This window comes from Amycolatopsis sp. cg13, from assembly GCF_041346965.1.
Classification (GTDB): Bacteria; Actinomycetota; Actinomycetes; order Mycobacteriales; family Pseudonocardiaceae; genus Amycolatopsis.
On sequence record NZ_CP166848.1, the window covers coordinates 6,817,917 to 6,841,888 of the forward strand.

General features: G+C 67.7%; 26 protein-coding genes. 13 read left to right on the top strand and 13 right to left on the bottom strand.

The genetic code is table 11. The annotated features are described in order from the left end of the window. The first annotated feature begins 373 nt into the window (after positions 1–373). The 4 genes from AB5I40_RS31995 to AB5I40_RS32010 all read left to right on the top strand — a co-directional run bounded on the left by AB5I40_RS31995 (position 374) and on the right by AB5I40_RS32010 (position 3,773). Positions 374–634, top strand: coding sequence for a hypothetical protein (locus tag AB5I40_RS31995; RefSeq protein WP_370933941.1), 261 nt, complete (start codon positions 374–376; stop codon positions 632–634). Between the two features lie 32 nt (positions 635–666). Then, complete coding sequence (gene tgmB / locus AB5I40_RS32000) at positions 667–1,656, top strand: ATP-grasp ribosomal peptide maturase (protein WP_370933942.1); 990 nt, start codon at positions 667–669, stop codon at positions 1,654–1,656. Further along, positions 1,653–2,825, top strand: coding sequence for a methyltransferase domain-containing protein (locus AB5I40_RS32005; protein WP_370933943.1), 1,173 nt, complete (start codon positions 1,653–1,655; stop codon positions 2,823–2,825). The genes tgmB and AB5I40_RS32005 overlap by 4 nt, the downstream gene beginning before the upstream one ends. 303 nt (positions 2,826–3,128) lie before the next feature. Beyond that, positions 3,129–3,773, top strand: a complete 645-nt coding sequence (locus AB5I40_RS32010) for a lytic polysaccharide monooxygenase (protein ID WP_370933944.1) — start codon at positions 3,129–3,131, stop codon at positions 3,771–3,773. Positions 3,774–3,820: 47 nt separating this feature from the next. Here the strand turns inward: AB5I40_RS32010 and AB5I40_RS32015 are convergent, their stop codons facing one another. Both AB5I40_RS32015 and AB5I40_RS32020 read right to left on the bottom strand, forming a co-directional pair. After that, positions 3,821–4,435 (bottom strand): DUF3159 domain-containing protein, encoded by a 615-nt coding sequence (locus AB5I40_RS32015; RefSeq protein WP_370933945.1) that lies wholly within the window; start codon positions 4,433–4,435, stop codon positions 3,821–3,823. Next, positions 4,432–5,481, bottom strand: a complete 1,050-nt coding sequence (locus tag AB5I40_RS32020) for an FAD-dependent oxidoreductase (RefSeq protein ID WP_370933946.1) — start codon at positions 5,479–5,481, stop codon at positions 4,432–4,434. Before AB5I40_RS32020 ends, AB5I40_RS32015 begins: the two co-directional genes overlap by 4 nt. 102 nt (positions 5,482–5,583) lie before the next feature. Here AB5I40_RS32020 and AB5I40_RS32025 point away from each other — a divergent pair, with 102 nt between their 5' ends. Continuing rightward, entirely contained in the window at positions 5,584–6,168 is a 585-nt protein-coding gene (locus AB5I40_RS32025; RefSeq protein ID WP_370933947.1) for a TetR family transcriptional regulator, read from the top strand. On the opposite strand, the gene AB5I40_RS32030 is transcribed toward AB5I40_RS32025, so the two are convergent. Further along, positions 6,165–6,749 carry a TetR/AcrR family transcriptional regulator gene (locus AB5I40_RS32030; protein ID WP_370933948.1) on the bottom strand — a complete coding sequence of 195 codons (585 nt, stop codon included), beginning with the start codon at positions 6,747–6,749 and terminating at the stop codon, positions 6,165–6,167. The two genes, AB5I40_RS32025 and AB5I40_RS32030, sit on opposite strands and share 4 nt — an antisense overlap. Before the next feature lie 70 nt (positions 6,750–6,819). On the opposite strand from AB5I40_RS32030, the gene AB5I40_RS32035 reads away from it, so the two are divergent. Next, entirely contained in the window at positions 6,820–8,259 is a 1,440-nt protein-coding gene (locus tag AB5I40_RS32035; protein ID WP_370933949.1) for a carboxylesterase/lipase family protein, read from the top strand. Here AB5I40_RS32035 and AB5I40_RS32040 read toward each other — a convergent pair. Genes AB5I40_RS32040 through AB5I40_RS32070 form a run of 7 tightly spaced genes read right to left on the bottom strand, consistent with a single transcriptional unit; the run spans position 8,243 to position 16,414 of the window. Beyond that, positions 8,243–10,162: an acetoacetate--CoA ligase gene (locus tag AB5I40_RS32040; RefSeq protein ID WP_370933950.1), complete on the bottom strand. Its 1,920-nt coding sequence runs from the start codon at positions 10,160–10,162 to the stop codon at positions 8,243–8,245. The two genes, AB5I40_RS32035 and AB5I40_RS32040, sit on opposite strands and share 17 nt — an antisense overlap. Continuing rightward, the gene (locus AB5I40_RS32045; RefSeq protein ID WP_370933951.1) at positions 10,159–10,977 is read right to left on the bottom strand and encodes an SMP-30/gluconolactonase/LRE family protein; all 819 of its coding nucleotides are present in this window, start codon (positions 10,975–10,977) and stop codon (positions 10,159–10,161) included. The genes AB5I40_RS32040 and AB5I40_RS32045 overlap by 4 nt, the downstream gene beginning before the upstream one ends. Then, positions 10,974–12,422 carry a bifunctional 3-(3-hydroxy-phenyl)propionate/3-hydroxycinnamic acid hydroxylase gene (locus AB5I40_RS32050; RefSeq protein WP_370933952.1) on the bottom strand — a complete coding sequence of 483 codons (1,449 nt, stop codon included), beginning with the start codon at positions 12,420–12,422 and terminating at the stop codon, positions 10,974–10,976. The genes AB5I40_RS32045 and AB5I40_RS32050 overlap by 4 nt, the downstream gene beginning before the upstream one ends. Before the next feature lie 14 nt (positions 12,423–12,436). Beyond that, the gene (locus AB5I40_RS32055) at positions 12,437–13,633 is read right to left on the bottom strand and encodes an MFS transporter (RefSeq protein WP_370940654.1); all 1,197 of its coding nucleotides are present in this window, start codon (positions 13,631–13,633) and stop codon (positions 12,437–12,439) included. A 5-nt stretch (positions 13,634–13,638) separates the two neighbouring features. After that, on the bottom strand, positions 13,639–14,613 hold the full coding sequence (locus AB5I40_RS32060) for an amidohydrolase family protein (RefSeq protein ID WP_370933953.1): 975 nt from the start codon (positions 14,611–14,613) through the stop codon (positions 13,639–13,641). A gap of 27 nt (positions 14,614–14,640) precedes the next feature. After that, the gene (locus tag AB5I40_RS32065) at positions 14,641–15,567 is read right to left on the bottom strand and encodes a VOC family protein (RefSeq protein WP_370933954.1); all 927 of its coding nucleotides are present in this window, start codon (positions 15,565–15,567) and stop codon (positions 14,641–14,643) included. A 13-nt stretch (positions 15,568–15,580) separates the two neighbouring features. Continuing rightward, complete coding sequence (locus AB5I40_RS32070) at positions 15,581–16,414, bottom strand: fumarylacetoacetate hydrolase family protein (RefSeq protein ID WP_370933955.1); 834 nt, start codon at positions 16,412–16,414, stop codon at positions 15,581–15,583. A 110-nt stretch (positions 16,415–16,524) separates the two neighbouring features. Between AB5I40_RS32070 and AB5I40_RS32075 the strand changes: the two genes are divergently transcribed. Beyond that, a complete protein-coding gene (locus AB5I40_RS32075; protein ID WP_370933956.1) occupies positions 16,525–17,202 on the top strand; it encodes a GntR family transcriptional regulator in 678 nt (225 codons plus the stop codon). A gap of 94 nt (positions 17,203–17,296) precedes the next feature. On the opposite strand, the gene AB5I40_RS32080 is transcribed toward AB5I40_RS32075, so the two are convergent. From AB5I40_RS32080 to AB5I40_RS32090, 3 genes are all read right to left on the bottom strand, one after another. Then, positions 17,297–17,554, bottom strand: coding sequence for a hypothetical protein (locus AB5I40_RS32080; protein ID WP_370933957.1), 258 nt, complete (start codon positions 17,552–17,554; stop codon positions 17,297–17,299). Positions 17,555–17,624: 70 nt separating this feature from the next. Then, positions 17,625–17,969 (bottom strand): hypothetical protein, encoded by a 345-nt coding sequence (locus tag AB5I40_RS32085; protein WP_370933958.1) that lies wholly within the window; start codon positions 17,967–17,969, stop codon positions 17,625–17,627. A gap of 58 nt (positions 17,970–18,027) precedes the next feature. Continuing rightward, complete coding sequence (locus tag AB5I40_RS32090) at positions 18,028–18,342, bottom strand: hypothetical protein (protein WP_370933959.1); 315 nt, start codon at positions 18,340–18,342, stop codon at positions 18,028–18,030. A gap of 99 nt (positions 18,343–18,441) precedes the next feature. Here AB5I40_RS32090 and AB5I40_RS32095 point away from each other — a divergent pair, with 99 nt between their 5' ends. The 6 genes from AB5I40_RS32095 to galT all read left to right on the top strand — a co-directional run bounded on the left by AB5I40_RS32095 (position 18,442) and on the right by galT (position 23,969). Further along, positions 18,442–19,095 (top strand): response regulator transcription factor, encoded by a 654-nt coding sequence (locus AB5I40_RS32095; RefSeq protein WP_009083595.1) that lies wholly within the window; start codon positions 18,442–18,444, stop codon positions 19,093–19,095. Between the two features lie 9 nt (positions 19,096–19,104). After that, a complete protein-coding gene (locus AB5I40_RS32100; RefSeq protein ID WP_370933960.1) occupies positions 19,105–19,725 on the top strand; it encodes a trimeric intracellular cation channel family protein in 621 nt (206 codons plus the stop codon). Between the two features lie 130 nt (positions 19,726–19,855). After that, positions 19,856–20,548 (top strand): response regulator transcription factor, encoded by a 693-nt coding sequence (locus AB5I40_RS32105; RefSeq protein WP_370933961.1) that lies wholly within the window; start codon positions 19,856–19,858, stop codon positions 20,546–20,548. Then, on the top strand, positions 20,545–21,984 hold the full coding sequence (locus AB5I40_RS32110; protein ID WP_370933962.1) for an ATP-binding protein: 1,440 nt from the start codon (positions 20,545–20,547) through the stop codon (positions 21,982–21,984). The genes AB5I40_RS32105 and AB5I40_RS32110 overlap by 4 nt, the downstream gene beginning before the upstream one ends. 117 nt (positions 21,985–22,101) lie before the next feature. Further along, entirely contained in the window at positions 22,102–22,902 is an 801-nt protein-coding gene (locus tag AB5I40_RS32115) for a DeoR/GlpR family DNA-binding transcription regulator (protein ID WP_344281251.1), read from the top strand. Further along, the gene (galT, locus tag AB5I40_RS32120) at positions 22,899–23,969 is read left to right on the top strand and encodes a galactose-1-phosphate uridylyltransferase (protein WP_370933963.1); all 1,071 of its coding nucleotides are present in this window, start codon (positions 22,899–22,901) and stop codon (positions 23,967–23,969) included. Before AB5I40_RS32115 ends, galT begins: the two co-directional genes overlap by 4 nt. Positions 23,970–23,972 lie beyond the last annotated feature (3 nt).

The window sequence follows — 23,972 nt, forward strand, 5'->3', positions numbered from 1 at the left end:
CGCTGTGGCTGTTCGGCCAGCGGGACGCGCCGAAACTGTACGCCGCGACATTGCAGTGGAACACCTGCACGGACGCTGATCATCCGCAGCGAGGAACGCGCGACCGCGTACCGGACACCGCGGTTCCCCAACGCCGACCCCTTCCGGCCCGCAGTGGTCTCCTGGCAGTACGGAGCGGATGCCCTCTGGACGCTGCGCGCCGTCCTCACCATCGGTGCACCCGGCCGAGCGGACGCGCCGCTCCAGGTTCTCGTTCCAGCGCCGTACGCGCAGGTCCCCCTCGAACTCGGCCGGCCGGTCACGATCCGACCGACCGGTCTCGTCCAAGACCCCATGCCGAAAACGGTGTGGTGATAGGGAAAAGGAGAAGATCATGACGACCCGGATGTCACTCACCGACGCGGAGGAACGTTTCGGGCTCGGTCTCCGCCGGGGGTTCGTTCCGACGTCTGAACCGGTCTCTGACACGGAAAACACTCCGTTCGGTCTGACGCTGCGGACCGCGCCCGCTCCTCGCAACGTCGTCCTGCGCACCGGAACCGGTGCCACGATGGCGACCGAAAGCGTGACCGAGCAGTCCACCGACGGCCAGGACGAGGGCGACACCCGCTTCGACGTCGCCAACGACATCTGACGGCACCGACGACCAAAGGACTCGCTGACGCCATGAAACTCGAATCAGACCTCGCCGCCAGCACTGTGCTGGTGTTGACGGAGCCGAGCGATAAGTCAGCCGATCTCGTCGTCCGCGAGCTGGAGCGCCGGAACACGCGAGTGTTTCGGGCGGACACCGGCGACTTCCCGCTCTCAGTGAGTGTGAGTGCCTGGTTCGATGGCTCTTGGGACGGCGAGATCCGCAGTCCGGACGGAGCGGTCGGCCTGCGCGACATTCGCAGCGTGTATGTCCGCCGGCCGACCGCGTTCACGTTCCCGCCGGGGATGAACGACGCCGAACAACGGTTCGCCGCGCGCGAAGCTCGCCGAGCGTTCGGCGGGTTGCTCATGAGCTTGCCCGGGTGTTCGTGGGTGAACGACCCGTCGAAGGCGGCGGACGCGGAGTACAAGCCGCTCCAGCTCGCCACCGCCGCGGCGTGCGGTCTGCGCGTGCCGCGCACCGCCATCACCAACGCCCCCGGCGACGCCGTCGGCCTCCGCGATCGTCTGGGCGGCTCGGTGGTCTACAAGACGCTCTCGGGTGCCTCGGTCCCCGACGGGCAGCGGGTGTCGCTCGTCTACACGACTCCGGTCACGGGGGCGGACATGGCCGATGATCGGGTTGCCCTTACAGCCCACCAGTTTCAGGAGCGGATGCCGAAAACTCGGGACGTGCGGGCAACCGTCGTCGGCAAGCGCGTGTTCGCAGCGAACATTCTCGTAGCCGACGAGGACGCCGGAGAACTGCTCGACTGGCGCGCGGACTACACGACATTGCGCTACGAGCCCGTAAGCCTCCCGGAGAGCGTCGAGTTGGCGCTCCTCAAGATGACCGACCACCTCGGCCTGGCCTTCGCCGCGGCCGATTTCGTCGTCACCGCTGACAACACCCACTACTTCGTGGACTTGAACCCGAGCGGGCAATGGGGCTGGATAGAAGACGCGACAGCGCTGCCCATCGCGGACGCGATTGCCGCCCTACTCGCAGGAGAAGATCAGTGACCGACGCGATCGAGCAGGACAGCAGGCTCGGCCAGTTGGCCGTCGACCTCAACAAGGACCTCGTCAAGAGCTTGGAGGACGCCGGAAACCTGACCACCCGCGCCTGGAGAGCTGCGTTCGAGGACATTCCTCGCCACCTTTTCGCGCCGCGCTTCACCCTTCCGGACAACCTCGGCGGTCTCGTCCTGGGCGTCGAGGACAGCGGTCGTCGGGAGGAATGGCTCAAGGCGGTCTACCAGGACGAAGCGCTCCTGACGATTTTCGACGAGCGCGAAATGGTCACGACCTCGTGTTCCGCGCCGTCGGTGGTAGCGATCATGTTGGAGTCTAGCCAGACGGCCGACGGGGACTCCGTGCTGGAGATCGGCACCGGAACGGGATGGACGGCAGGCCTGCTTTCCCTCCGCCTCGGACCGGATGCCGTCACCTCCGTGGACATCGACCCGCGTTGCGTTGCCGAGGCGCGGGAACGTCTGGACCGCCTCGGCCTGGACCCGACTCTCGCCGTCGCGGACGGCTATCTCGGTTACCCGGCGAGTGCGGAGTACGACCGGATCATCGCCACGGCATCTCTGCGTAAGGTGCCGCCGGCCTGGCTGGCCCAAGTACGGCCAGGCGGCACGATCCTGGCCGACTTGCGCGGCGACTTCGCCGGCAACCTCGCGCGCCTCACCGTGAACAAGGACGGGTCCGCGAACGGTCGCTTCCTGCCCAAGCGGGTGAACTTCATGCCCTTGCGCAGCAAAGAGGAACACCTTCGCGAGTTGCCCGAACTGGCGTCTCGCGCCGTCAGCGCTACCGGCTCGCATCGGAAGACCGGCCTCGCTCCCTCCGCACTGCGCACGTGGGATTTTGCCTTCCTCGCACAACTGTCGATGCCGGGAACGCGAGCTGGACGCGTCAGAGTCCAGGGCGGCCCGATGTACTACTGCCTCACGGACCCGCAAACCGAGTCGTGGGCGCGAGTCGACGCAGACACCGACGGCACCGAACGCGAAGTCACACAAGGCGGAGACCGGCGACTGTGGGACGAACTGGAGACCGCCCACGAACTGTGGACTCGCCTGGACCAGCCGTCACCCGCAGACTTCGCGATCACAGTTTCAGCGGGCGGCGAGCAGTTCGTCAGCCTCGCTGACACCGGCACGCAGTGGGCTTTGTCGTTCTAGTGCATCGGGCTCGGAACCCGCCCCAGTTCCGGGGCTCGCCGAGGCCGTCTTTTGGCCGCGGTCACTGGACCAGTTCGGCTTGGCGGATGTGGCGATCGGAGTAGCCCTCGCATATCGGCTACGGCGAACCGACGGCTCGGCGAACTCGGCCTTGGCGGCTTCACTTGGACCATCGCCGAACCACACGTGGGCAACCCGGGGCACGCGCGAAATCGCCCACGCCCGACTTTCGGGCCTACAACCCGATGCACCACAACACCTACCGTAAGCATGGTCTAGACCTCTCATGAGAGGAAACCCGCGATGAAGTTTTCCCGCTCCGCCGTCAAAGTCGGGATACTGACCGCCGTGCTCGGGACGGTTTCGGTGTTCACCGCCGTCCCGGCGCTCGCGCACGGCTCGATGGGCAACCCGATCAGCCGGATCATGCAATGTTTCCAGGAGGGTCCGGAGAATCCGCAGTCCGCGGCGTGCAAGGCCGCCGTCGCGGTTGGGGACAGCTGGCCGCTTTACGACTGGGACGAGGTCAACATCGGCGACGCCAGCGGCCGCAGCCGTGAGATCATTCCGGACGGCAAGTTGTGCAGCGCAGGCCGGGACAAGTACAAGGGGCTCGACCTCGCTCGCGACGACTGGCCGGCCACCACGATGCCCAGCAGCGGCCCGTACACCTTCCAGTATCAGCTGACTGCCGCGCACGAGGGCACCTTCGAGCTGTACGTCACCAAACCGGGCTACGACCCGACGAAACCGCTCAAGTGGTCCGATCTGGAAGACACCCCGTTCTACAAGCAGGACAACCCGCCGATCGCCGGCAACGCCTACCAGCTCCAGGCGAACCTGCCCGGCGGCCGCACCGGCAGGCACCTGATCTACTCGATCTGGCAACGCCATTGGCCCGACTCCGGCGAGGCCTTCTACTCCTGCTCGGACGTGATCTTCAACTGAGCGATCCGCCCGGTGGCGGTAGCGAAGGCCGCTGCCGGGCGATCAGCTCAACGAACCAACGCACCCTTGTCCTGCAGAAACCGCCAGCACAGATACGCGCACACGCCCACCGCGGGCGCCCCGCCCAGCAATGTCGCGGCAATCCCAAGCGCCGTAACCAGTCCGGCAAGATACAACGGCACCAAAACCGCCGTAGCAAGAACGTATTTCGCCAAGAAGATCCCGGTGCACAGCTGATAACGCCGTCGCCGCGGAGGATCCCGCCGCCAGCCAAGCCGTTCGCCTCGTCCCAGCACCACCCCGATCACCGGCATCCGCACCAGGATCGACAGCAGGAACACCGCACCTCCGGCCGCCTGCATGAGCACCGCCGGCAGGTAGAAGTCGACCGCTCGCCCGGTGCTCCCGGCCAGCAACGCAGACGCCCCCACGATCACCAGCCCGATCGCCGCCTGCCAGTACTTTCGGTCGGTGAACGCGTGAATCCCGGCGAACACCGCCACCCCGCCGACCGCGATCAGCGAAGCGGTCGACACCTGATCGGTCACCAGATAGGCGACCAGGAACACCACCCGCGACGCGACCCCTTCGGCGACAGTGCGCCAGCCGCCCATCGCGGCGAACAACGACAACGACTTCTCGGTCAGCAGCGCGAGTCTCATGCGCTCGCCTTGACCGGCACGGAGTTCCGCATTGTCTCTTCGTACGAGCCGATCGCGTCGAGCAGCTCGCACTGCCCGCGGTTCGCCTCGATCAACGCCGTGCAGAGACGGTGCGCGTCCTGCATCGCGAGGTTGCCGCCGAAACCCGGGGCTAGACGGACGGCATCGCCGAGAACGGTCACCGGGCTGGCGGGCCAGGCGGGGATCGGCGGGATTATCCCGATGCGCAGCGTGGCCGTCATTTCTGGCCACGCCTCGTCGACGATCCGCTGAAAGGCGCGAGGAAGATTCTCGGCTGGGCCAGGCAAAGCCCACATCAGGTAGTCCTCGATCCCGGTGGCCGCACCATCGCGCAGGTCGGGCAGAAATCGTTGCCGCGCCACGGTCGGCGGCGAGGTGAAACGCAGCGCGCTCACCACCATCGTTGAGTCGCGGATCCTGGCGACAGCGGGATTGTTGCCGATCAAGCCGGGTAATCCAGTCACTGCGGACAAGGCAGTCGCGCCCATCAGCATGCGTCGCCCGGTATCGACCACCTGCGCCTGCGGCAGGTACTGCCGACGGACCGCGGAACCGATCCCGTCCGCGCCGACCAGGACGTCAGCCGTATCCGTGCTGCCGTCGGCAAACCACGCGCGGACCGTGCCGTCGGCTTGTCGCTCGAACCGCGTGAACTCCGCATCGAAGCGAACCACGTCTTCCACGCCGGTCAGCAATACCGCCCGCAGCAACGGACGATGTGCCTGCCGTCCAGGTCGTGCGCCGGACGGCTCGGTATCAACGACCGCGAACGCTCCGTCCACTTCGGACACTGAAAGGGTCTGGTCACGCAGCCCGCCCATCGTGGCGTCGATCATCGCGGCGTGCGCTGAAGGCAAGCACCCTCGCAATGCCGTGCTGCCTCGGTCGTCGATATGCAAGCTGACGCCTTGCGCCCGTCCCCGAGTGCCGTCTCGCTCGTACACGGCGACGTCGAGCCCCGCCCGGCGCAGCCCCTGGGCGAGCGTCAACCCGCCCAGACCTGCGCCGATCACGATCACTTTCATCGCAACCCCCTGTTTCTTCATCACTGATGAAGTTCAGGCTAGCGCGGGTCGACAGGAAACTCCACCAACGATGAAGAAAGCTCGGTTAGACTCACCGGCGTCATGGCAGAACAGAACGCTCGCCCCGGACGCTGGCGAACCGGGGCGGAGAGCAAGCAGCGGATCCTGGACGCGGCACGCGCGCTGTTCCGGCAGCACGGCTACGGCGGCACCACCGTGCGCGCGGTCGCGGGCGAGGCGGGCGTCGACCCGGGGATGGTGTTCTACTTTTTCGGCAACAAGCAGGGCCTCTTCGCCGCGGCGATCGAGATGTCCGCCCAGGCCCCGCCCGCCATCGAGGCGGTCTTCGCCGGCGGACTCGACGGCCTGGGGGAGCGCATCGTCCGGACGCTCGTGGAGAACCTGGACGCCTCGGGCCGGACCCCGCTCGCGATGCTCACCCGCGCCGACGACCAAGCCGATGCCCTGCTTCGCGAGTACATCGACCGCGAAATCACCGGACGGCTGGCGAAGCTGATCGACACCCCGGACGCCGCGTTCCGGGCCGGAATGGTCAACGTCCAGCTCTTGGGGCTCACCGTGGCGAGGTATGTCGTGCGGATCGAGCCGATCGCGTCAGCGCCGGTCGACGAGCTGGTCGCCTGGTTCGGGCCGCTCGTGCAGCGCTGCTTGACCGAGGACGGCTAAGCGAAAAGCCGGTCGAGATACTGGTCGATAGCCACCAGCGCGGCCCGGGGTTCGATCACGTCCAGCTCAAGCAGCGGCGTCAAACCCGTCAACGCGAGGACGAGGTTCGTCTCGACGGCCGGGTCGCGATCGACGGCGATGTGCCCGTCGGCAATGGCTTGCCGGATCAGGTGCTCGACTAGCGCTCGCTTTTCGCGCAGGTCGTCACGCAGCTTCGTGTGCAACTCCGGATGGTGCAGTGCTTCGAGGACGTACGCGGCGCTCATCCGGCTCGTGGCGCGAGCGTCGGGATGCAGCGGCAGCATCTCGGTGAGCGTCACTCGCAGCACCTCTCGAGGGTGCGTGGCGCCGGCGAGGCTCTCCGCGACCCGGTGCGAGGTCTGCTCCGCGGCGAACTCCATCGCGAAAGCGAGCATCGCGGTCCGGGTCGGAAAGTAGTGCTGCACCTGACCGAGAGACGCTCCCGCCTCGTGGGCGACCTCGCGCATGGTCGCCCGGTCCCAGCCTTGCTGCGCCACCACTCGCCACAACGCGCGCGCGATCGCTTCCCGGCGCTCGCGGTGGTCGACCTTCTTCGGCACGTCAGGCCTTTCCCTCGTTCCAATACAAATGACATAATACACTTGACTTGAAACCTGAGGGGGTTGAAAGATGGACGGCAAGACGCAGCCGGCGGTCCGGACGGTCGAGGGGGCCGTGGCGGGCCGCTGGCGGGCGGGGATGGCGGAGTTCCGCGGAATCCCGTACGCCCAGCCGCCAGTGGGCGCTCTCCGGTTCGCCGCGCCGGTCCCGGTTTCGCCATGGGACGGCACGCGGCAGGCGACCGAATTCGGTCCGCTGCCTCCGCAATCCGGGCCGGTCCAGAGGGAATCGGCGCACGAGACGGACTGGCTGACCCTCAACGTCTCGACGCCGGACCCGGGCGCGGCGGGACTGCCGGTGCTGGTGTGGCTGCCAGGCGGCGGATACGTGATCTCGGTGAGCAGCGACCCGACTTATGACCCGGCCCTGTTGTGCGAGGCGGGACTGGTCGTAGTGAGCGTCAACTACCGGGTCGGCGTCGAGGGATTCGCGCTCGTCGACGGCGCGCCGGCCAACCGCGGGTTCCTGGACCAGATCGCCGCGCTGGAATGGGTGCGGCGCAACATCTCCCGCTTCGGCGGCGACCCCAACCGAGTGTGTGTCGCCGGGCAATCGGCGGGAGCCGGGTCGATCTCGTCCTTGCTCGTGACGGCACGGGGCTTGTTCCAGCGTGCCATCACCCATTCCGTGCCCGGCGTTTTCGTTCTTCCCGCGCTCGCGAAGCAGGTCACCGCGGTGCTCGCGAACGGGGAAGACCTCCGGAACGTTGACCCGTGGCAGTTGGCCGACCGGCTCACCGCGTTCAACGCCAGCCTGCCCGGCCAGCGCGACCGCTGGGGTCCAATGGCCCAGGTCGGTGCTGGGGTCTGCCCTGTTCTGGACGAGACTTCCCTTCCCCGGACACCCTGGTCCGCACTCGAGGACGGCGTCGAGCTGCTCGTCGGCCACACCCGTGACGAGTTCCGGCTGTTCTCCGTCATGGCCGGGCGGGTCGGCACGTTCACCGCCGCGGACGCCCAAAAGGCACTCGATCTCTTCGCCCCGGACCCGGATGGCTACCGCGTCGCCTACGCGGAAGCAAGCCCGGAGGAGCTGATGGAGACGGTCTATTCAGACGCGCTCTTCCGGATGCCGAGCCAGCAGCTGGCCGAGGCGAACGCCTTGGCCGGTGGCCGGTCGTATCTGTTCGAGCTCTGCCTGTCCGCGCCTGGTCTGGGCGCGTGTCACAGCCTCGATGTGCCTCTCGCGTTCGGAACCTTGGACAGTCCGACCGGTCGCCAGGTGTTCGGCGAGATGCCTGATGCCGCAACGATTCGGGTGTCTGAGGAGCTTCGACAAGCGTGGGTCGGCTTCGCGGCCAATGGCGATCCTGGATGGGCTGCCTATCGTCCCGATGAGCGACTGACCCGCGTTCTGGACGTCGAGTCGAAGACTGTTCCGTATCCGGAAGAAGCTTCGCGGAAGATCTGGGAGCACCACACGCCGGTCCCGTTCAACCTTCCCGCGTAGGCGGCCTGATCTGCCGGTACCAGTCGAGAAGAGCGGGCTGGTCGACGCTGCCGGGGTCGATCTCCGGATCCTCCCCGCGCAGCAGCCGTTTCACCGGGACTTCCAGTTTCTTCCCGGTGCGAGTATGCGGAATCCCCGGTGCTGCAATGATTTCGTCGGGAACATGCCGTGCTGAAGCACCTTGGCGGATTGCGGCGACGATCCGCTGTCGCAGCGCATCGTCGAGGCTCGTCCCATCGATCAAGGTGACGAACAACGGCATCCAGTACCCGCCGTCGGCCTGTTCAACACCGACGACAAGAGCCTCCGCGATCTCCGGAAGTTCCTCTACCGGACCGTAAATATCGCTGCTGCCCATCCGCACGCCATGCCGGTTCAGCGTCGCGTCTGACCGGCCATGGATGACGACCGAGCCGCGGTCGGTGATGGTCGTCCAATCGCCGTGCCGCCACATGCCCGGGAACGTGTCGAAATACGCGGCCCGGTAGCGGATGTCGTCGGGGTCGTCCCAGAATCGCAGCGGCATGGACGGCATCGGCCGTCGCACGACCAGTTCGCCGACCGCGCCGCGGACAGAGTCCCCGTTGGGCCCCAACGAATCGAGCGCGACACCGAGGCATGGAGCCGACAACTCGCCCGCCCACACCGGAGTGGTAGGAGCCGCGCTCGCGAAAGCCGTGACGACGTCCGTTCCGCCGCTGCTCGAAACGACCTGGACTCGCGGTCCTAATTCGTGCTCGACCCAGCGGTGCAGGTCGGCCGGGAACGTCGATCCGGTGACGCCGAGCCGCGCCAACGCGCTCAGGTCGTGTTCATCGAGCCGGACATCGGCCTTGCGGCAGGACGCCAGGTAGCCAGGGCTGGTTCCCAGCGTGTTGACCCGCAAGCGGGCGACCAACTCCCACAACGCATCCGGACGGCCGAACGCGGGGCTGCCGTCGTAACAAACCGCGGTCGCTCCGACCAGCAGAGCGCCGACGAGGGAGTTCCACAGCATCCAGCTCGGCGTCGTGTACCAGAGGATCCGATCGCCAGCCCGCAGGTTCTGGTGGAACGCGGCATGCTTCAGCTGTTCAACGACCACGCCACCGTGCCCGTGCACTATCCCTTTAGGACGCCCCGTGGTTCCCGAAGAGAACAGAATCCACAGTGGATGATCGAAAGGAACTGGTACGGGAGGCAGCGAAGCACCGCTCGTGATCGACGACCAGGGAAGCGCTCCAGGCACCGAGTCCGGGTCGTCGATGACCACCGTGGCGGCCAAAGAGGACAGTCCGGCCCGCAGGGCAGCCACGTCGGCACTGCGTTCGACCACCCGGCCGCCGTGCCGCGACCGGGTCGCGGCGATCAGCACAACCGGCGAGAGCTGCGCGAATCGCGCTTCCGCGGCCGATCCGACATAGTCCAAACCGCATCCGGCCCACATCGCCCCGAGGCTCGCGGTGGCCAGAAACGCCACAATCGCCTCCGCCGAATTCGGCAGATACCCCACGACTCGATCGCCGGACGACACGCCCAACGCGGCTAACGAAGCGGCGACGCAACCAACCTGACGGCGCAACTCACCCCAGCTCAGCTCCACCGGAGCGCCGTCCTCGGCCACCGCGATCACGGCCGTGGCGGCATCGTCACGGCCCCGGAACACCTCGGCCGCGTAGTTCAGCGTGCTCCCCGGGAACCAGACGCTGCCCGGCATCGCCTCGGTCGCCAGCGCCGGTTGTCCCGTCGGACGGGCGGGCAGCCCGAAGTAGTCCCACACCGCGGACCAGAAGCCGTCGAGATCCTGCACCGACCACTCCCACAGCGTCCGGTAGCCGCCGGTCAGGTCGCGTCCAACGCGGGCCGAGGCGTACTGCGCGAAATCGGTGATCTGCGCTTCCGCTACGGGAACCCAGCCGGTCATTCGCGCTCCCATTCCGCGACCGTCGTCTGCACGGCCCGGTCCGCGAGGGCCTCGAACAGCGGCCGTCCGCCGGTGTCCGCCAGGGTGACGAACAGCCGTTTCCCACCGTCGCTACAGCACGCGATGGGGAAGGCGGTGCCGGTATCGATCGTCTCGCGCACCGTGTCGTCCCGGACCAGCACGACCGCGTGCCCGGTGGTGGTCGCCACCCAGATTCCTTCCGGCGTTGGCCAGATTCCGTCCGGACGAGCGTTGGGACCGACCAGGCTGGCGAGGTCGGCGTAGCGACGTCGGTCGGTCAGCGTGCCGTCCGCGCCGATGGTGAAGGCGGTCAACCGTTGCGCAGCGGTTTCGGCGACGAGCAGAGTGCGCCCGTCGTCGATGAAGGCGAGACCGTTGGGGAAGTCGAGGTTCTCGGCGACGACGGTGGCTGAGCCGTCGACGGCGATCCGCACCAGACGGCCTGGCCGCGGTGGTTCACCAACGTTGAAGCCGACATCGTCAACATAGAGATTGCCCTGCTCATCACCGACAAGATCGCCGAGCGAACCGATCGCCACGGCACTGAGATCCGCGTAGGTGGCGAACTGCCCGCCATCCCAGACACCGATGCGCTTCTCGTGCATCATCGCCGCGACGAGCTTGCCGTCGGGCAAGAACCACAGCCCGTTGGACGGAGAGTCCAGCTTCGCAGCGCTCCAGGTTCCGCCGTGATCCGTCCACAGTAGACTGCCCTGGGTATCAGACAGCCACAGCGCGCCCTGATGCCAGCGCGGTCCCTCGCCCCAGATCATCCCGGTGCCGTACGGCTTCACGCGCGCACCTCCATGCGTCGCGCGAGTTCCTTCGTCGCCGTCTCCAGTTCCGCCGTGTCAGCGGCAAGGGCGAACGCGTACCGGTCCGGACGAATAATGGCTGCGGTAGCCGAATTCGCGGCTAGCCACTCTTCGACCGCCTGACCGGCGTCGGTGACCACCACGACGTCCAGGCGTCGCCACAGCTCCGCGATTTCCGCTGACACAGCCTGCTTGCCCACGACGACGAAGTTGTATCCAGTGACATCGTCGAGCCGGATACCGTCAGCGCGCGGTTGTGGGCTGAGCCAGCCGGGCTCATTGCTCAAGCCAGGACCGAGCGGCGGCCTGAGCGGTTCGAGGGTCTGCGGCTCGCCCAGTTCCGGGTGGGCGTCGCCGATGCCGAAGGACTCAATGAGGTTGGCCTGCCGGGCGGACTCGGCGATGTACGGGCGAACGTGCGGGGCGCGCTCGGTCTCGTAGGTGTCGAGCAGGCTGTCGGAGCAGGTGCCATGGACGACGGCGGCGAGTTTCCATGCGAGGTTCGCCGCGTCGCGGAGCCCGGAACACATGCCCTGCCCGAGCATCGGCGGCATCTCGTGCGCGGCGTCACCGGCGAGGAGCAGCCTGCCCGAACGCCAGCCGTGGACGAGCCGCGCGTGCCATTCGTAAGTGTCGGCTCGCATGATCCGGTAGCTGCCCGGTTCGATCCAGCGGCTGAGCGCGTCGTACACCGCCTGCGGCCGTTCGAGCGCGGCGGCGTCGTCCGCATCGAGGAGCATGAATTCGAACCGCAGCATCGGGGGAAAGATCGGCACGTAGGTAATCGGCCGTTGTCCTTGGCACAGAATGAATCCGGATTCCGCTGGTAGCGCTGGAGGATGCTCGAACGGATGGATGTCGATGATGAGCGAGCGTTGCGTCCCCTCCAGATCTTCGACTTCGGAGCCCATCAATTGCCGGACGAACGAATTCGCACCGTCTGACCCGACGGCGTAGGCCGCTTTGAGCGTCTTGACCTGATCCCGATCGGTCACGGTGAGGTACACCGCGTCGGCGTCCTGGGCGATCTCGGTGACGGACCAGCCGAACCACAGGTCGACGTTCGGATCGCTCGCGAGCAAACCGCGCAGCCGGGATTCGAAATCCGGTTGGTGGAATTGGTAATCCGTCCGCCAGCCCTGTCCGGATTCCCCTCGTGCGTGAGCGAATTCGAGGAAAGGCGTCCCGTCCGGCAGTTGCAGCATCCAGCCGGTCTGCCGCAGGAACCGCTGCTCCAGATCGGCCGCGCCCAGCGTTTGCAGGGTGCGCATCGATTCGTCGTCGAGATGGGTCGCCCGCGGATGGTGGCAGACGATCCGGTTCGGATCGATCGCCGCGACCCGGAGTCCTTTCGCGCTGAGCAGCCGTGCAAGGGCCAAGCCGACCGGACCGCAGCCCACGACAGCGATGTCGTAAGTGTCCATAACTGTTCCTCCGCTCAAGCCGGTTCTTCGACCGGCTGCGACGTGGGGGTGCTCCGGAGACTGCCCAGGGCGACGGTGAGAAGTGCCCCAAAGACCGCCGGTACCGCGAAAATCAGGAAATTCCACTGTGGAGCGAACCCGGCGGCAAGAACCCAGCCGCCGAGCACCGGCCCGGCGATCGCGCCGATCCGGCCGATTCCCAGCGCGACCCCGATCGCACTCGCCCTGGCATGCGCCGGATAGGTACGGGCGATGTAGACGTTGATCAATCCCTGTACGCCGAACGCGCCCGCGCCGCCGATCAGCACGATTACGGAGAGCACGATCAACGGCGACCGAATGCTCAAGGCAGTCATGGCACCCGCGGCGACGACGAAGCAAGCAATAATGGGGATTCTCGACCCCGCCCGGTCGGCGAGCACCGCGATCGCGAGGCCGCCGACGGTCGCGCCGACATTGAGCAGGGTAAGGAACATCAGTGACGAATCCAGTGGATACCGGGCAGCTTGCATCAATTGCGGCAGCCACGTGTTGATCCCGAAGATGAGCAAGAACGAACAGATCACCATCACGCAGAACAGCGTTGTCGGTCCCATATACGGCGGCCGCAGCACAACGCGCAAGCCGCCTGCTCCCGTCGGCTCTCGCCGATACACCGGAGATTCGGGCAACCAGCGGTAAGTCATCGGCAACAGCAGCAGCCCGACCGCGCCGCCGACCACGTACTCCGGCCGGAAGTTGTCTCCCCGCAGGAAAGCCGCGGCCACGACGGCGGCCAGCGATCCGCCGACCGTGACTCCACATTGGACGATCGCCGAACTGAGGTTCTTCCGTTTCGGCGGCGCGAGCTCGAAGATCAGCGGCCCCATCGCGGGATAGACCGCGCCGACGCCCAACCCGACAACGAGTCTGCTGGCGCCGAAAAGTTCCGGACTGGGCGCGAACGCGCAGGCGAACATGCCCAGCGAGACGACGGCGATGCTGAGCAAGGTCGTCCGGCGGCGTCCGTATCGGTCGGTGAGCGGACCGACCAGCAGCGCGCCGAAGAGCATGCCCACCGGAGTGAGACTGCCCAACGTGCCCAGTTCGGGAAGGGAAAGGTGCCACGGCTGGTGCCGGAGCAACAATGGTGTCGTCGCGCCGAAAGCGACGAGGTCGTACCCTTCCAACGTCATGACGGCCAGCCCGATCGCGATGGCCCGCCACGGCATCGTCCTCACGTGCTTGCCTTTGCTGTCGGCAGACGCAGCACTCGCTCGGCGTTGCCGTGGCTGATTTTCTCCCGGTCGCGGTTGCTGATCGGCGCTTGTTCGAGGAACCGGACGGCCTCGCCGGTGTCCTCGAAGGGGTAGTCGACGGCGAACAGGATCGCGTCCGCGCCGACGGCCAGGATCGCCCCGGCGAGCGCGGCCGGGGAACACACGCCGCTGGTAGTGATCAGGATGTTGTCGCCGAAGTATTCCGACGGTTTCCGCGCGAGCGTCCGGTGCTCCTGCCGGTCGTAGCGCGAATCAAGGCGCGCGAGCTGGAACGGCAGGAACTCGCCGAGGTGGCCGAGAATGAGTGTGGCACCCGGATGCCGATCGAAGACGCCGCCGAAAACCAGCCTAAGCGCGTGTCCGCTTGTCTCCGCCGCCCAGCTCCACAATGGACCCCTCAGCTCAGGTCGCCCCTCGAGCACCCGCCACGGCTCAGCCGGGGGAGCGCCCGGGTGCAGGTAAAGCGGCACCTGCAACTCCTCGAGCGCCGACCACACTGGTTCGTAGCGCGGGTCGTCGAGGTAGAGGCCATTGGTGTGGTCGTTGACGAGGGCCCCGTTGAGCCCGAGCGTGCCGACGGCGCGATGGAGTTCCGCCACCGCTGCCTCGGGATCCTGGAGCGGCAACGCGGCCAGTCCGCGGAACCGATCCGGGTGCTCGGCGATCACCTCGGCTAGCCGATCATTGGCGATCCGGGCGTCTTTTACCGCCTGGCCAGCGTCGGCGAGGCCCTGAATGCCGGGTGCGGTAAGGGAAAGCACCTGGACGTCGATGCCATGCTGGTCCATTTCTGGCAGCCGGTAAGTCGTGTAATCGCAGAGCCGTTTACCCCAGTCTTCAACCCACCGCGCGGCGGTTTCCGTCTTGGGCACTGAGTAACCGGCCTGCAGTTCGGGAAGCGCGAACGCTTCCTCCATGGCGATGAAACGCAAGGTCTTCGCCTTTCCTCGGCGGTGTGCTCAACTGCCTTCCGCGTGCGCGCCGGTCATGTGCGCCGCGAGGTCTTCCGGATTGATGAACGACGGCGGAGGCGGCGGACCCCATTCGTAGAGCGACTGGATGCCCTCGAACGACCGCGGCGTCCAGAGCTGGTCGTCGACGATGGCGTCCATGTCGGAGTAGTACTCGGCGAAGTTCCCGGCCGGATCCTTGAGATACCAGAAGAAATTCGACCCGATGTGGTGGCGGCCCAGTCCCCAGACGTGGCGTTCCGGATTCTCGGCGAGCATGCTCATCGCTCCTCGTCCGACATCGTCCACATCGGACACTTGCCAAGAGGTGTGGTGCAGGAAATTGAGCGGAGCCTGCTGAACCAGCAGATTGTGGTGATCGGTAGAACACCGCAGGAACGCCGCGCGGCCCGGGACCACGTCGCTGACCTTGAACCCGATGCCGTCGGTGAAGAACCGCTGGGTCGATTCCTGCTCGACCGTCCCGATCACCGCGTGCCCCAACGCAAGCGGCCGCACCGGTTCGGTCCGGGACAGCACTGGAGCCCGGGTGTTGGCGCGGTCCAGCCGGCCAGGCCCGTTGTACGGGGTCGCGGGTACGGTCGCGCGTACCAACCGAGGCGCGACGACCGCTTCGACCGCGATGTCCGCGATCGGTTCCCTGGCGCGCAGGGTCTCGGCGTCGCGCTGCATCGGAACGCCCAACCGATCGAGGTTCGCGGCGATGCGTCCGAGGTCGTCGGCGTCATCGACCGCGACGGTCATCCCCAGCAGCCGACGGACTCGCGAGTGCTGAAGGACGAACTGCTCACCACCCTCGACCGTGGCGAACCGGCCCGGCGCGAGCTGCGTAAGCCCGAAGTCGGCGTAGTAGCCAGCGGTGCCCGCGACGTCCGGTACACCGACGGTCAGTGATTTCAATCTGTGCAGTGCCATGGAATTGCCCCTTTCACCCGGCGACGCAGGTCTGCCGGAGCTGTCCGATGCCCTCGATCCGCGTGACCACTTCGTCGCCCGGACGCAGGTAGCGCTGCGGAGACCGCGAATGCCCGACGCCCGAAGGCGTGCCGGTGAAGATCAGGTCTCCAGGAAGCAGCGGGCACACCGCCGACAACCGGGCGATCAGCTCGGCGACCGAGAAGACCATCGACGACGTACGCGCCTTCTGCACGCTCTCGCCATTGACGAGGCATTCGATCGCGAGGTCATCGGGGTCGGCGAATTCGTCGGCGGTCACCAGCACCGGCCCGGCCGGCGCGAACCCCGGGAACGACTTGCCGAGCGAAAACTGCGGGACCGGCCCCGCGGCCTGCACGACCCGTTCGGAAAAGTCCTGCCCCACAGTCAATCCCGCCACATGCAGCCAGGCGTCCTCGGCCGCGGTCTTCTCCGCCCGGCGGCCGATCACGACCACGAGCTCCGCTTCCCAATCGACGAACTCGCTGGGCAGCCTGAGCTGAGTGTCCGGCCCGGTGAGGGAAGTGGCGAACTTCGTGAACGTCGCCGGTGACTCCGGCAGCGCCAGCCCCGCTTCCTGCGCGTGCTCCCGGTAGTTCAACCCAATCGCGAAGATCTGTCGCGGCCTCGGCGAAGGGCTCCCGGCTTGACTCTCGGGCGCGGCCGGCCCGCCGATCGCCGCCCGCCCCCACTCCGCGAACTCAGTCCAGCGCTCGAAAACCGCGAGCGGATCGGCCGGAAACCGTCCGCCGCTCGCGCCCTCGACGTCGATCACCTTGTCGTTGAGCACCAGGCACATCCGGCCCGCCCGTGTCGTCGTCTTCATTTCTCCGCGTCCTTCCGCTGCTTCCCGGCCAGTGAACACCTCAGAATCTCGATAAGTCAACTAAATCTCGAGATTCTGAGGTGAATGCGGAACCGGCTACGATCTGCGACATGACTGGCGCACGCAGCACAACCCGCGTCGAGGACGTCTACCTGCGTCTTCGCGCCGACATCCTCAACGGCCGGCATGAGCCCGGATCGCGACTGCGGGTGGAAGCGCTCAAGGGCGACTACGACGCCAGCAGCGGCGTCCTGCGCGAAGCACTTCCCCGTCTCGTCGGACAGGGACTCGCTACTTTCGCGCCGCAGCAAGGCTTCCGAGTCATCGATGTCTCCCCGGAGACCCTGCAAGACCTCACCGAGGCGCGCGTGGTCGTCGAGACGCACGTGGTCCGCGAATCCCTCGCGCACGGCAGCATCGAATGGGAATCGGACCTGCTCGCGGCGCACCACAATCTCGCCCGCACGGCGTTCGCCGACGAGTCAGACGCGATCAACGAGCGATGGCTGGCCGCACACGCCCGATTCCACCAGGTCCTGCTGGAGGGCTGCCCCAACCAGCACCTGCGCGCGGTGGCGACGCAACTGCGGGAATCCGCCGAGGTCTACCGATGCTGGGCCCGCACCTCAAGCGAGGACAGCCACCGGGATGTCGCCGCGGAACACCGCCTGATCTGCGAACGCGCGATCGAACGAGACGTCCCGGGCACCGTCGAAGCGCTGCGGGACCACATCGAGCTGACTACGAAGCTGCTGCTCGACGGGTATCGGAACCGGGGAGGCGAATAGGTGGTGTGACCATGCGTCAAGTTTTGCCGCGTCGCGCCGCTGGCGTCCAAGACTGGCTCGCTATCCGGCGATAACCTGACGGCATGGTTGAGGCCTACTGGCCGCCGCGTTCGATCAGGTACTGCTGTTCGAGCTCCGGATAGCTGAGATCGGCCGGGAACTCGTCCTCGGACAGCAGCCCGATCGCCCAGGGAACGGGACAAGGCGAACTGTGCTCGGGTTCGGGGCACAGCAGGAGCTTTATCTGCTCGACCAGGTCCCGCGCCTCGTGCTCGGTCGCGTAGATGCCGACCCTGATCTCATGGGTCTTGCGTTCGTCCGTCATCGGATGGCCTTCCCGGATGCTCGTCATGACCAGCAATAGCGAGCGGAATGGCTTGAGGGCAAACGTTTTTCCTCAGCCCCGGTGCCATGGTTCTCACTCAGCTCGGGACGATCAGCGCGACGATTGCGGCGAAAATGATCCCGCCGCAGCCGCCGAGCAGCGCGGCGCCGACCACTCGAGGCGTCCCGTTTCTAGTGAGCACAAGGAAAAGCCCCGCGGCCCCGAGCACGAGCGCGACCGCGCCAAGAATGAGCAATGCCGACGGAAACGCCATCGCTGGCCCGGCGGGCTGCGGATCGGTGAACGACGGGCTCTCGGGAAGCGTGCCAGTCGCTGGAACAGGTTGAGCTACCGTTTTGCTGGGCTGCGGTTGCGTGCCGGAACAGCCTGCCAGCAGCGCCAGCACCGTTGAACACGTAAGAATCTGACGTGGACGGCGCATGCGAACTCCCTCTGGGGCAAGCGCGGCGACGGGCGCTGGCGAGCAGCGCATCTGGACGCTACTCGTTGGGCGTATTCGTCACGCTGGGCGCAATTTTCTTCGCCACGGCGGCACTCTCCGCAACCGTCGAGGCGATCGCCTCATGGCCTTCCGACGGTCGTGCGGCCTGAGGCACGAACCAGGCTCCACCGCCCCGGCAGCCGACCTTCTCGACCGCGATGGACCGGCCACCGGTGTGCGGCCGATGAACATCCGCTTCTTCTGGATCGGTTACGCAACTCGGCGGTGCCCACCCGAAGAAGTCACTCAAGTGGGTGACCAGCAACGGGGTCGACTGCTGTTCTCGGCCGCTCCGGTGGACCAGTCGCGTCACCTGGTCGTGTCTGGTTTCGAAACCGTGAACAACAGTAGGTAATCTTCCGTAACGGGTGCGGGGAGCCGCCTCCAACCCACGGTTTGCCGGAGGGCTTCGTTGATCAAGCTCATGTTCGCCGACGACGAGGAACTAGTTCGGTCGGGACTGCGCGCCATGATGTCCGGGGCGTCGGACATCGAAATCGTGGGCGAGGCAAGCGACGGCAGATCGGCGGTCGAGGTCGCCCGTCGCTATCACCCTGACGTCGCGCTGCTCGACATCAAGATGCGCGCCCCTGACGACGGCATTCGCGCGCTTCGGGCCATTCTCGCGCTGCCCGATCCGCCGACCGTCGCCATGCTCACCACCTTCGACATCGACGAGTACGTCAGCCTCGCGCTGCGGCTCGGCGCCAACGGCTTCCTGCTGAAGGACATCGACCCGGCGGCATTGCTGCGGGCCGTGCGCGACCTGGCCAAGGGCGGGGCCGTCCTCGACCCGGGCGTGGCCGTGCGCATGGTGCAGAGCCACCGCGACGAGCAGCGGGCCGCGCAGCCGGCGCGCAAGCTTCTGGCCTCGCTGTCCGAGCGCGAACGCGAGGTCGTCGCGCTGATCGGGCAGGGGCTGTCGAACGCCGAGATCGGCGGGCGGCTGCACCTGTCCGAGGCGACGGTGAAGGGGTACGTGTCGGCGGTCCTGTCGAAGATCGGCGCGGCCAACCGGGTGCAGGCCGCGCTCCTGGCCTACCGCGGCGGGCTCCTCGACCAGTAGAACCAGCACATGCTGCTGACCGCGCTCGAGTTCCTCGGGCTGGTGGCGTTCGCGGCGTCCGGGGCGCTGGCCGCGGTCCGGGCGCGGCTGGACGTGTTCGGCGTCGTCGTGGTCGGGCTGACCACGGCACTCGGCGGCGGCATCATCCGTGACGTGCTGCTGGGCATCCATCCGCCGACGTCCCTGCGCAACTGGCCGTACCTGGCCGTTTGCGCGGCGACGGCCCTGATCGTGTTCGCCTTCCATCCGCAGGTCGCCCGCCTGCGGCACGCGGTGCTGCTCGCGGACGCGGTCGGGCTCGGCGTGTTCGCCACGGCCGGGACGACGCTCGCGCTCAACGCGGGGGCGACCGGGTACGCCGCCTGCCTGATCGGCATGACCAGCGGCATCGGCGGCGGTGCGCTGCGCGACCTGCTGCTGCGGGAGATCCCGCTCGTGCTCCGCAAGGAGATCTACGCGATGGCGGCGCTGACCGGCGCGGTGTGCGTCTGGGCGGGGCACGCGTTGAACCTGCCGGCCGGTGCGGTCACGACCGGCTCCGCGGTGGTCGTGGTCGCGATCCGCGTGCTCACGCTCTGGCGACACTGGAACGCTCCGGTCGCGCGGCCGCCGGAAGAGCGCTCGTTGTGATTTCCGCGTCCGCGACCCCTAGCGCGGCCAGTGCGAATGTGCCCCCTGCCCGCGGTTGTCCGGGAATGCTCTTTGTGTGTTCTGCGTGTGTTCTTAGGCGGGTCTCAGCACTCTGCGTAAGACTGACGCCATGCGCATCCTCGTAGTGGACGACGACCGTGCCGTCCGTGAATCGCTCAGGCGGTCTTTGGAGTTCAACGGCTACACCGTGGAGCTCGCGAGCGATGGTGCGCAGGCATTGGAGACGATCCTCGCCAACCGTCCGGACGCGATGGTTCTCGACGTCATGATGCCGCGCCTCGACGGGCTCGAAGTGGCCCGCCGGCTCCGCAGCACCGGCGATGACCTGCCGATTCTCGTCCTGACCGCGCGCGACACCGTCTCCGACCGGGTCTCCGGCCTCGACGCCGGCGCCGACGACTACCTGCCCAAGCCGTTCGCCTTGGAGGAGCTGCTCGCCCGGTTGCGCGCCCTGCTGCGCCGCGCCGCGCCGGACGGGCAGCAGGGCGAGACGTCGGAGGTGCTGTCGTTCGCCGACCTCACGCTGGACCCCGGCACTCGCGAGGTCCGCCGCGGCGGCCGCGAGATCAGTCTCACCCGCACCGAGTTCGCGCTGCTCGAGCTGTTCCTCTCGTACCCCAAGCACGTGCTGACCCGCGGAAGGATCCTGGAGGAAGTATGGGGTTACGACTTCCCGACGTCGGGCAACGCGCTGGAGGTCTACGTCGGCTATTTGCGCCGCAAGACGGAGGCGGACAACGAACCGAGGCTGATCCACACGGTGCGTGGAGTGGGGTACGTCCTGCGCGAGACGCCGCCGTGACCGACGACCCGGCGGGCGCGTACGCCGCGCCGGCGGCGGAGGTCCCCGATCCGCGGGGCACCCGGTGGAGCACCCGCCGGTTCTCGCTGCGCGGCCGCGTCACACTGCTGGCCGCCGCGTGCGTGGCGGGTGCGGTGGCGCTCGTTTCCCTGTGCGCGTACCTCGTGGTGCGCAACAACCTCCTCACCCAGCTCGACGACAACCTGCTCGCCCGCGCCCAAGCCGCGGCGAACTCGCCGCAGGTGCCGACCGATCAGCTCCGCGAGGTGCCGGGTGCGCTGCTGGCCAGCGCGGACCTGCAGATCGGCCAGCTCAACGGCGTCACCGGCGACCTGATCTATCCGCAGCCCGGCACCCGGCCACCGGTGGGTCCGGCCGAGATGCGCGTCGCGACCGGCGTGCTGCCCCAGTCGCTGCGCACGGACGCGACCACCGGCATGCGAGTGGTCGCGGTGCCGCTCGGGCACGGCCAGGCGATCGTGCTGGCGCAGTCGATGGCTCCGACCATGCGCGCGCTGAACCAGCTGTCCGTGGTGCTGTTCCTGGTCGGCGGCGCCGGAATCGTGGTGGCCGCGGGCGCGGGCACGGCGGTCGCGCGCGCTGGCTTGCGCCCGGTCGACCGGCTGACGTCGGCCGCCGAGCGGGTGGCCGCGACCGGCGACCTGCGTCCGATCCCGGTGAGCGGCGACGACGAACTCGCCCGGCTCACGCACAGCTTCAACATCATGCTCGGCACGGTCGCGGACTCGCAGGAACGGCAACGGCAGCTGGTCGCCGACGCCGGGCACGAGCTGCGCACCCCGCTCACTTCCATGCGCACCAACCTGGAATTGCTGCTGTCGGCCAGCCGTCCGGGCGCACCGTCGCTGCCGGACGAGGACCGCACCGACATCGAGGCCGACATCCGCGGCCAGCTCGACGAGCTCACCCAGCTCATCGGCGACCTCGTGGAGCTGGCGCGGCAGGACGAACCGCGCGAGCAGGCCGAGCGCGTCGACCTGATGGACGTCGTCGAGCGCGCGCTCGACCGGGCGCGCCGACGGGCGGGCGAGATCGAGTTCGAGGTCGCGCTGCAGCCGTGGGTGCTCACCGGCGACAACAGCTCGCTCGAACGGGCGGTGCTGAACCTGCTGGACAACGCGGTGAAGTTCTCGCCGCAGGGTTCGCGCGTACGGGTCACGCTGCGTCCGCTCGGCGACGGCACCGCGGTGGTCGAGGTCGCGGACTCCGGACCCGGCATCGCCGAGGAAGACCTGCCCAAGGTGTTCGACCGGTTCTACCGCTCGTCGGAGGCGCGCACCCTGCCCGGATCCGGGCTGGGCCTGGCGATCGTGAAGCACGCGGCCGAACGGCACGGCGGAACGGTTTACGCCAACCGGGCGCCGGAAGGCGGGGCTCTGCTCACGATCCGGCTACCAGGGGCGCCGGTCGCCTGAAATGTCTGCCACGCTTGGCGGTCGCCCGGCAGGGGACGCTCGATCTGCATGTCGCGCACACCTGATGTTGAATCGTGTAGGATTTTGTGTAGTTGATGGTGTGCTTGGGGAGTGGCGGTGCTCGCGCGGCAGCGACAGGCGGTGATCCTCGAGGAAGCACGCCGGACCGGTGCGGTCCGGGTCAGTGACCTCGTCGCGAGGCTGGGCGTCTCCGATATGACGGTCCGCCGGGATCTTGACGTGCTCGCGGGCCGCGGCCTGGTCGAGAAGGTCTACGGCGGCGCGACGTCGCTGGTCGGCAAGAGCACCGACGAACCCGGGTTCGAGGCGAAGTCGGTACGTCAGCGCGCGCAGAAGGAAGCCATCGCCGAACTGGCCGCCACGCTCGTCAAGCCGGGCACCGCGATCGGCCTGTCCGCGGGCACCACCACCTGGACGCTCGCGCACGCGCTCGACGGCATCGAGGGCCTCACCATCGTCACCAACTCGATCCAGGTCGCCGACGTGCTGCGCAGTGCCGCCCAGCCGGACCGCACGGTGGTCCTGACCGGCGGGGTGCGCACTCCGTCGGACGCGCTGGTCGGCCCGGTCGCCGTGCAGAGCCTGCGCACGCTGCACCTCGACCTGGTGTTCCTCGGCGTGCACGGGATGGCGGTGGGGCCCGGGTTCACCACCCCGAACCTCACCGAAAGCGAGACCGACCGCGCGCTGGTGGAGGCCGGACGGCGGCTGGTGGTGCTCGCCGACCACACGAAGTGGGGCACCGTCGGCATTTCCACGATCGCGGACCTGGAAGAAGCGCAGGTCGTGGTGACTGACGACGGCCTGGACGACCGCGCGCGAGAAGACCTCGCGGAGCGGGTCGGAGAACTCATGATCGCCGAAACGGCGGAGAACCTCGAGGCAGAAGAAGCGTGAAACGCACTGCGGCGCACCTGGCCGACGGCCGGGAGATCATCTATTTCGACCACACCGACGCCCACGAGCGGCTCGCCGCGGACACCCGCGACCTGCCGCCGGTCGCGGCCGCCTCGGAGATCCGCCGCGACCCGCTGACCGGCGAGTGGGTCGCGATGGCGGCACACCGCCAGACGCGCACGTACAAGCCGCCCGCCGACCTCTGCCCGCTTTGCCCGACCCGGCCGGGCAAGCCGAGCGAAATCCCCGAAGCCGACTACGACGTCGTCGTGTTCGAGAACCGGTTCCCGTCGTTCTCTCAGCAGGCGACCGGCGATCCGTCCACTGTGGACGGCTTGGGTCTGGTGCCGACCGCGCCGGGCCTCGGCCGCTGCGAGGTCGTGTGCTTCACCAGCGACCACGACGGCGCGTTCTCGCGGCTGACTCCGGAACAGGTGCGTCTCGTGGTGGACGCCTGGGCCGACCGCACGGCCGCGCTCGCGCAGACGCCCGGCGTCGAACAGGTCTTCCCGTTCGAGAACCGCGGCGAGGAAATCGGCGTCACGCTCTCGCATCCGCACGGCCAGATCTACGGCTATCCGTTCGTCACGCCGAAGACCGAGCGGATGCTGGCGGTCGCGCGCGAACACGGCGGATCGGTGCTCGGCGACGTGCTGGCGGCGGAACAGAAATCCGGCGAGCGCGTGATCGCCGCGGGCGAGCACTGGACGGCTTTCGTGCCGCCAGCCGCACGCTGGCCGGTGCACATCCAGATCGTGCCGCACCGGCAGGTGCCGGACCTCCCCGCGCTCACCGACGCCGAGCGCGACGACTTTTCCCGCGTATACCTGGACGTGCTGCGCCGCTGCGACGCGCTGTACGACCGGCCGCTGCCTTACATCGCGGGCTGGCACCAGGCGCCGGTGCGGCGGGACCGGGAACTGTCGTGGCTCCATTTGGAGCTGTTCTCCGTGCTGCGGGCCAAGGACAAGCTGAAGTACCTGGCCGGATCCGAGTCGGGCATGGCGGTCTGGATCAACGACGCCACGCCCGAACAGATCGCGAAACGGCTTCGCGCGGCAGGCTGACCG

Bases quoted from the DNA above. Each gene is read 5' to 3' on its own strand.
- AB5I40_RS31995 (WP_370933941.1), top strand. From the start codon at position 374: ATGACGACCCGGATGTCACTCACCGACGCGGAGGAACGTTTCGGGCTC.
- tgmB (WP_370933942.1), top strand. From the start codon at position 667: ATGAAACTCGAATCAGACCTCGCCGCCAGCACTGTGCTGGTGTTGACG.
- AB5I40_RS32010 (WP_370933944.1), top strand. From the start codon at position 3,129: ATGAAGTTTTCCCGCTCCGCCGTCAAAGTCGGGATACTGACCGCCGTG.
- AB5I40_RS32015 (WP_370933945.1), bottom strand. From the start codon at position 4,435: ATGAGACTCGCGCTGCTGACCGAGAAGTCGTTGTCGTTGTTCGCCGCG.
- AB5I40_RS32020 (WP_370933946.1), bottom strand. From the start codon at position 5,481: ATGAAAGTGATCGTGATCGGCGCAGGTCTGGGCGGGTTGACGCTCGCC.
- AB5I40_RS32025 (WP_370933947.1), top strand. From the start codon at position 5,584: ATGGCAGAACAGAACGCTCGCCCCGGACGCTGGCGAACCGGGGCGGAG.
- AB5I40_RS32035 (WP_370933949.1), top strand. From the start codon at position 6,820: ATGGACGGCAAGACGCAGCCGGCGGTCCGGACGGTCGAGGGGGCCGTG.
- AB5I40_RS32040 (WP_370933950.1), bottom strand. From the start codon at position 10,162: ATGACCGGCTGGGTTCCCGTAGCGGAAGCGCAGATCACCGATTTCGCG.
- AB5I40_RS32050 (WP_370933952.1), bottom strand. From the start codon at position 12,422: ATGGACACTTACGACATCGCTGTCGTGGGCTGCGGTCCGGTCGGCTTG.
- AB5I40_RS32055 (WP_370940654.1), bottom strand. From the start codon at position 13,633: ATGCCGTGGCGGGCCATCGCGATCGGGCTGGCCGTCATGACGTTGGAA.
- AB5I40_RS32065 (WP_370933954.1), bottom strand. From the start codon at position 15,567: ATGGCACTGCACAGATTGAAATCACTGACCGTCGGTGTACCGGACGTC.
- AB5I40_RS32070 (WP_370933955.1), bottom strand. From the start codon at position 16,414: ATGAAGACGACGACACGGGCGGGCCGGATGTGCCTGGTGCTCAACGAC.
- AB5I40_RS32075 (WP_370933956.1), top strand. From the start codon at position 16,525: ATGACTGGCGCACGCAGCACAACCCGCGTCGAGGACGTCTACCTGCGT.
- AB5I40_RS32080 (WP_370933957.1), bottom strand. From the start codon at position 17,554: ATGACGAGCATCCGGGAAGGCCATCCGATGACGGACGAACGCAAGACC.
- AB5I40_RS32085 (WP_370933958.1), bottom strand. From the start codon at position 17,969: ATGCGCCGTCCACGTCAGATTCTTACGTGTTCAACGGTGCTGGCGCTG.
- AB5I40_RS32100 (WP_370933960.1), top strand. From the start codon at position 19,105: ATGCTGCTGACCGCGCTCGAGTTCCTCGGGCTGGTGGCGTTCGCGGCG.
- AB5I40_RS32105 (WP_370933961.1), top strand. From the start codon at position 19,856: ATGCGCATCCTCGTAGTGGACGACGACCGTGCCGTCCGTGAATCGCTC.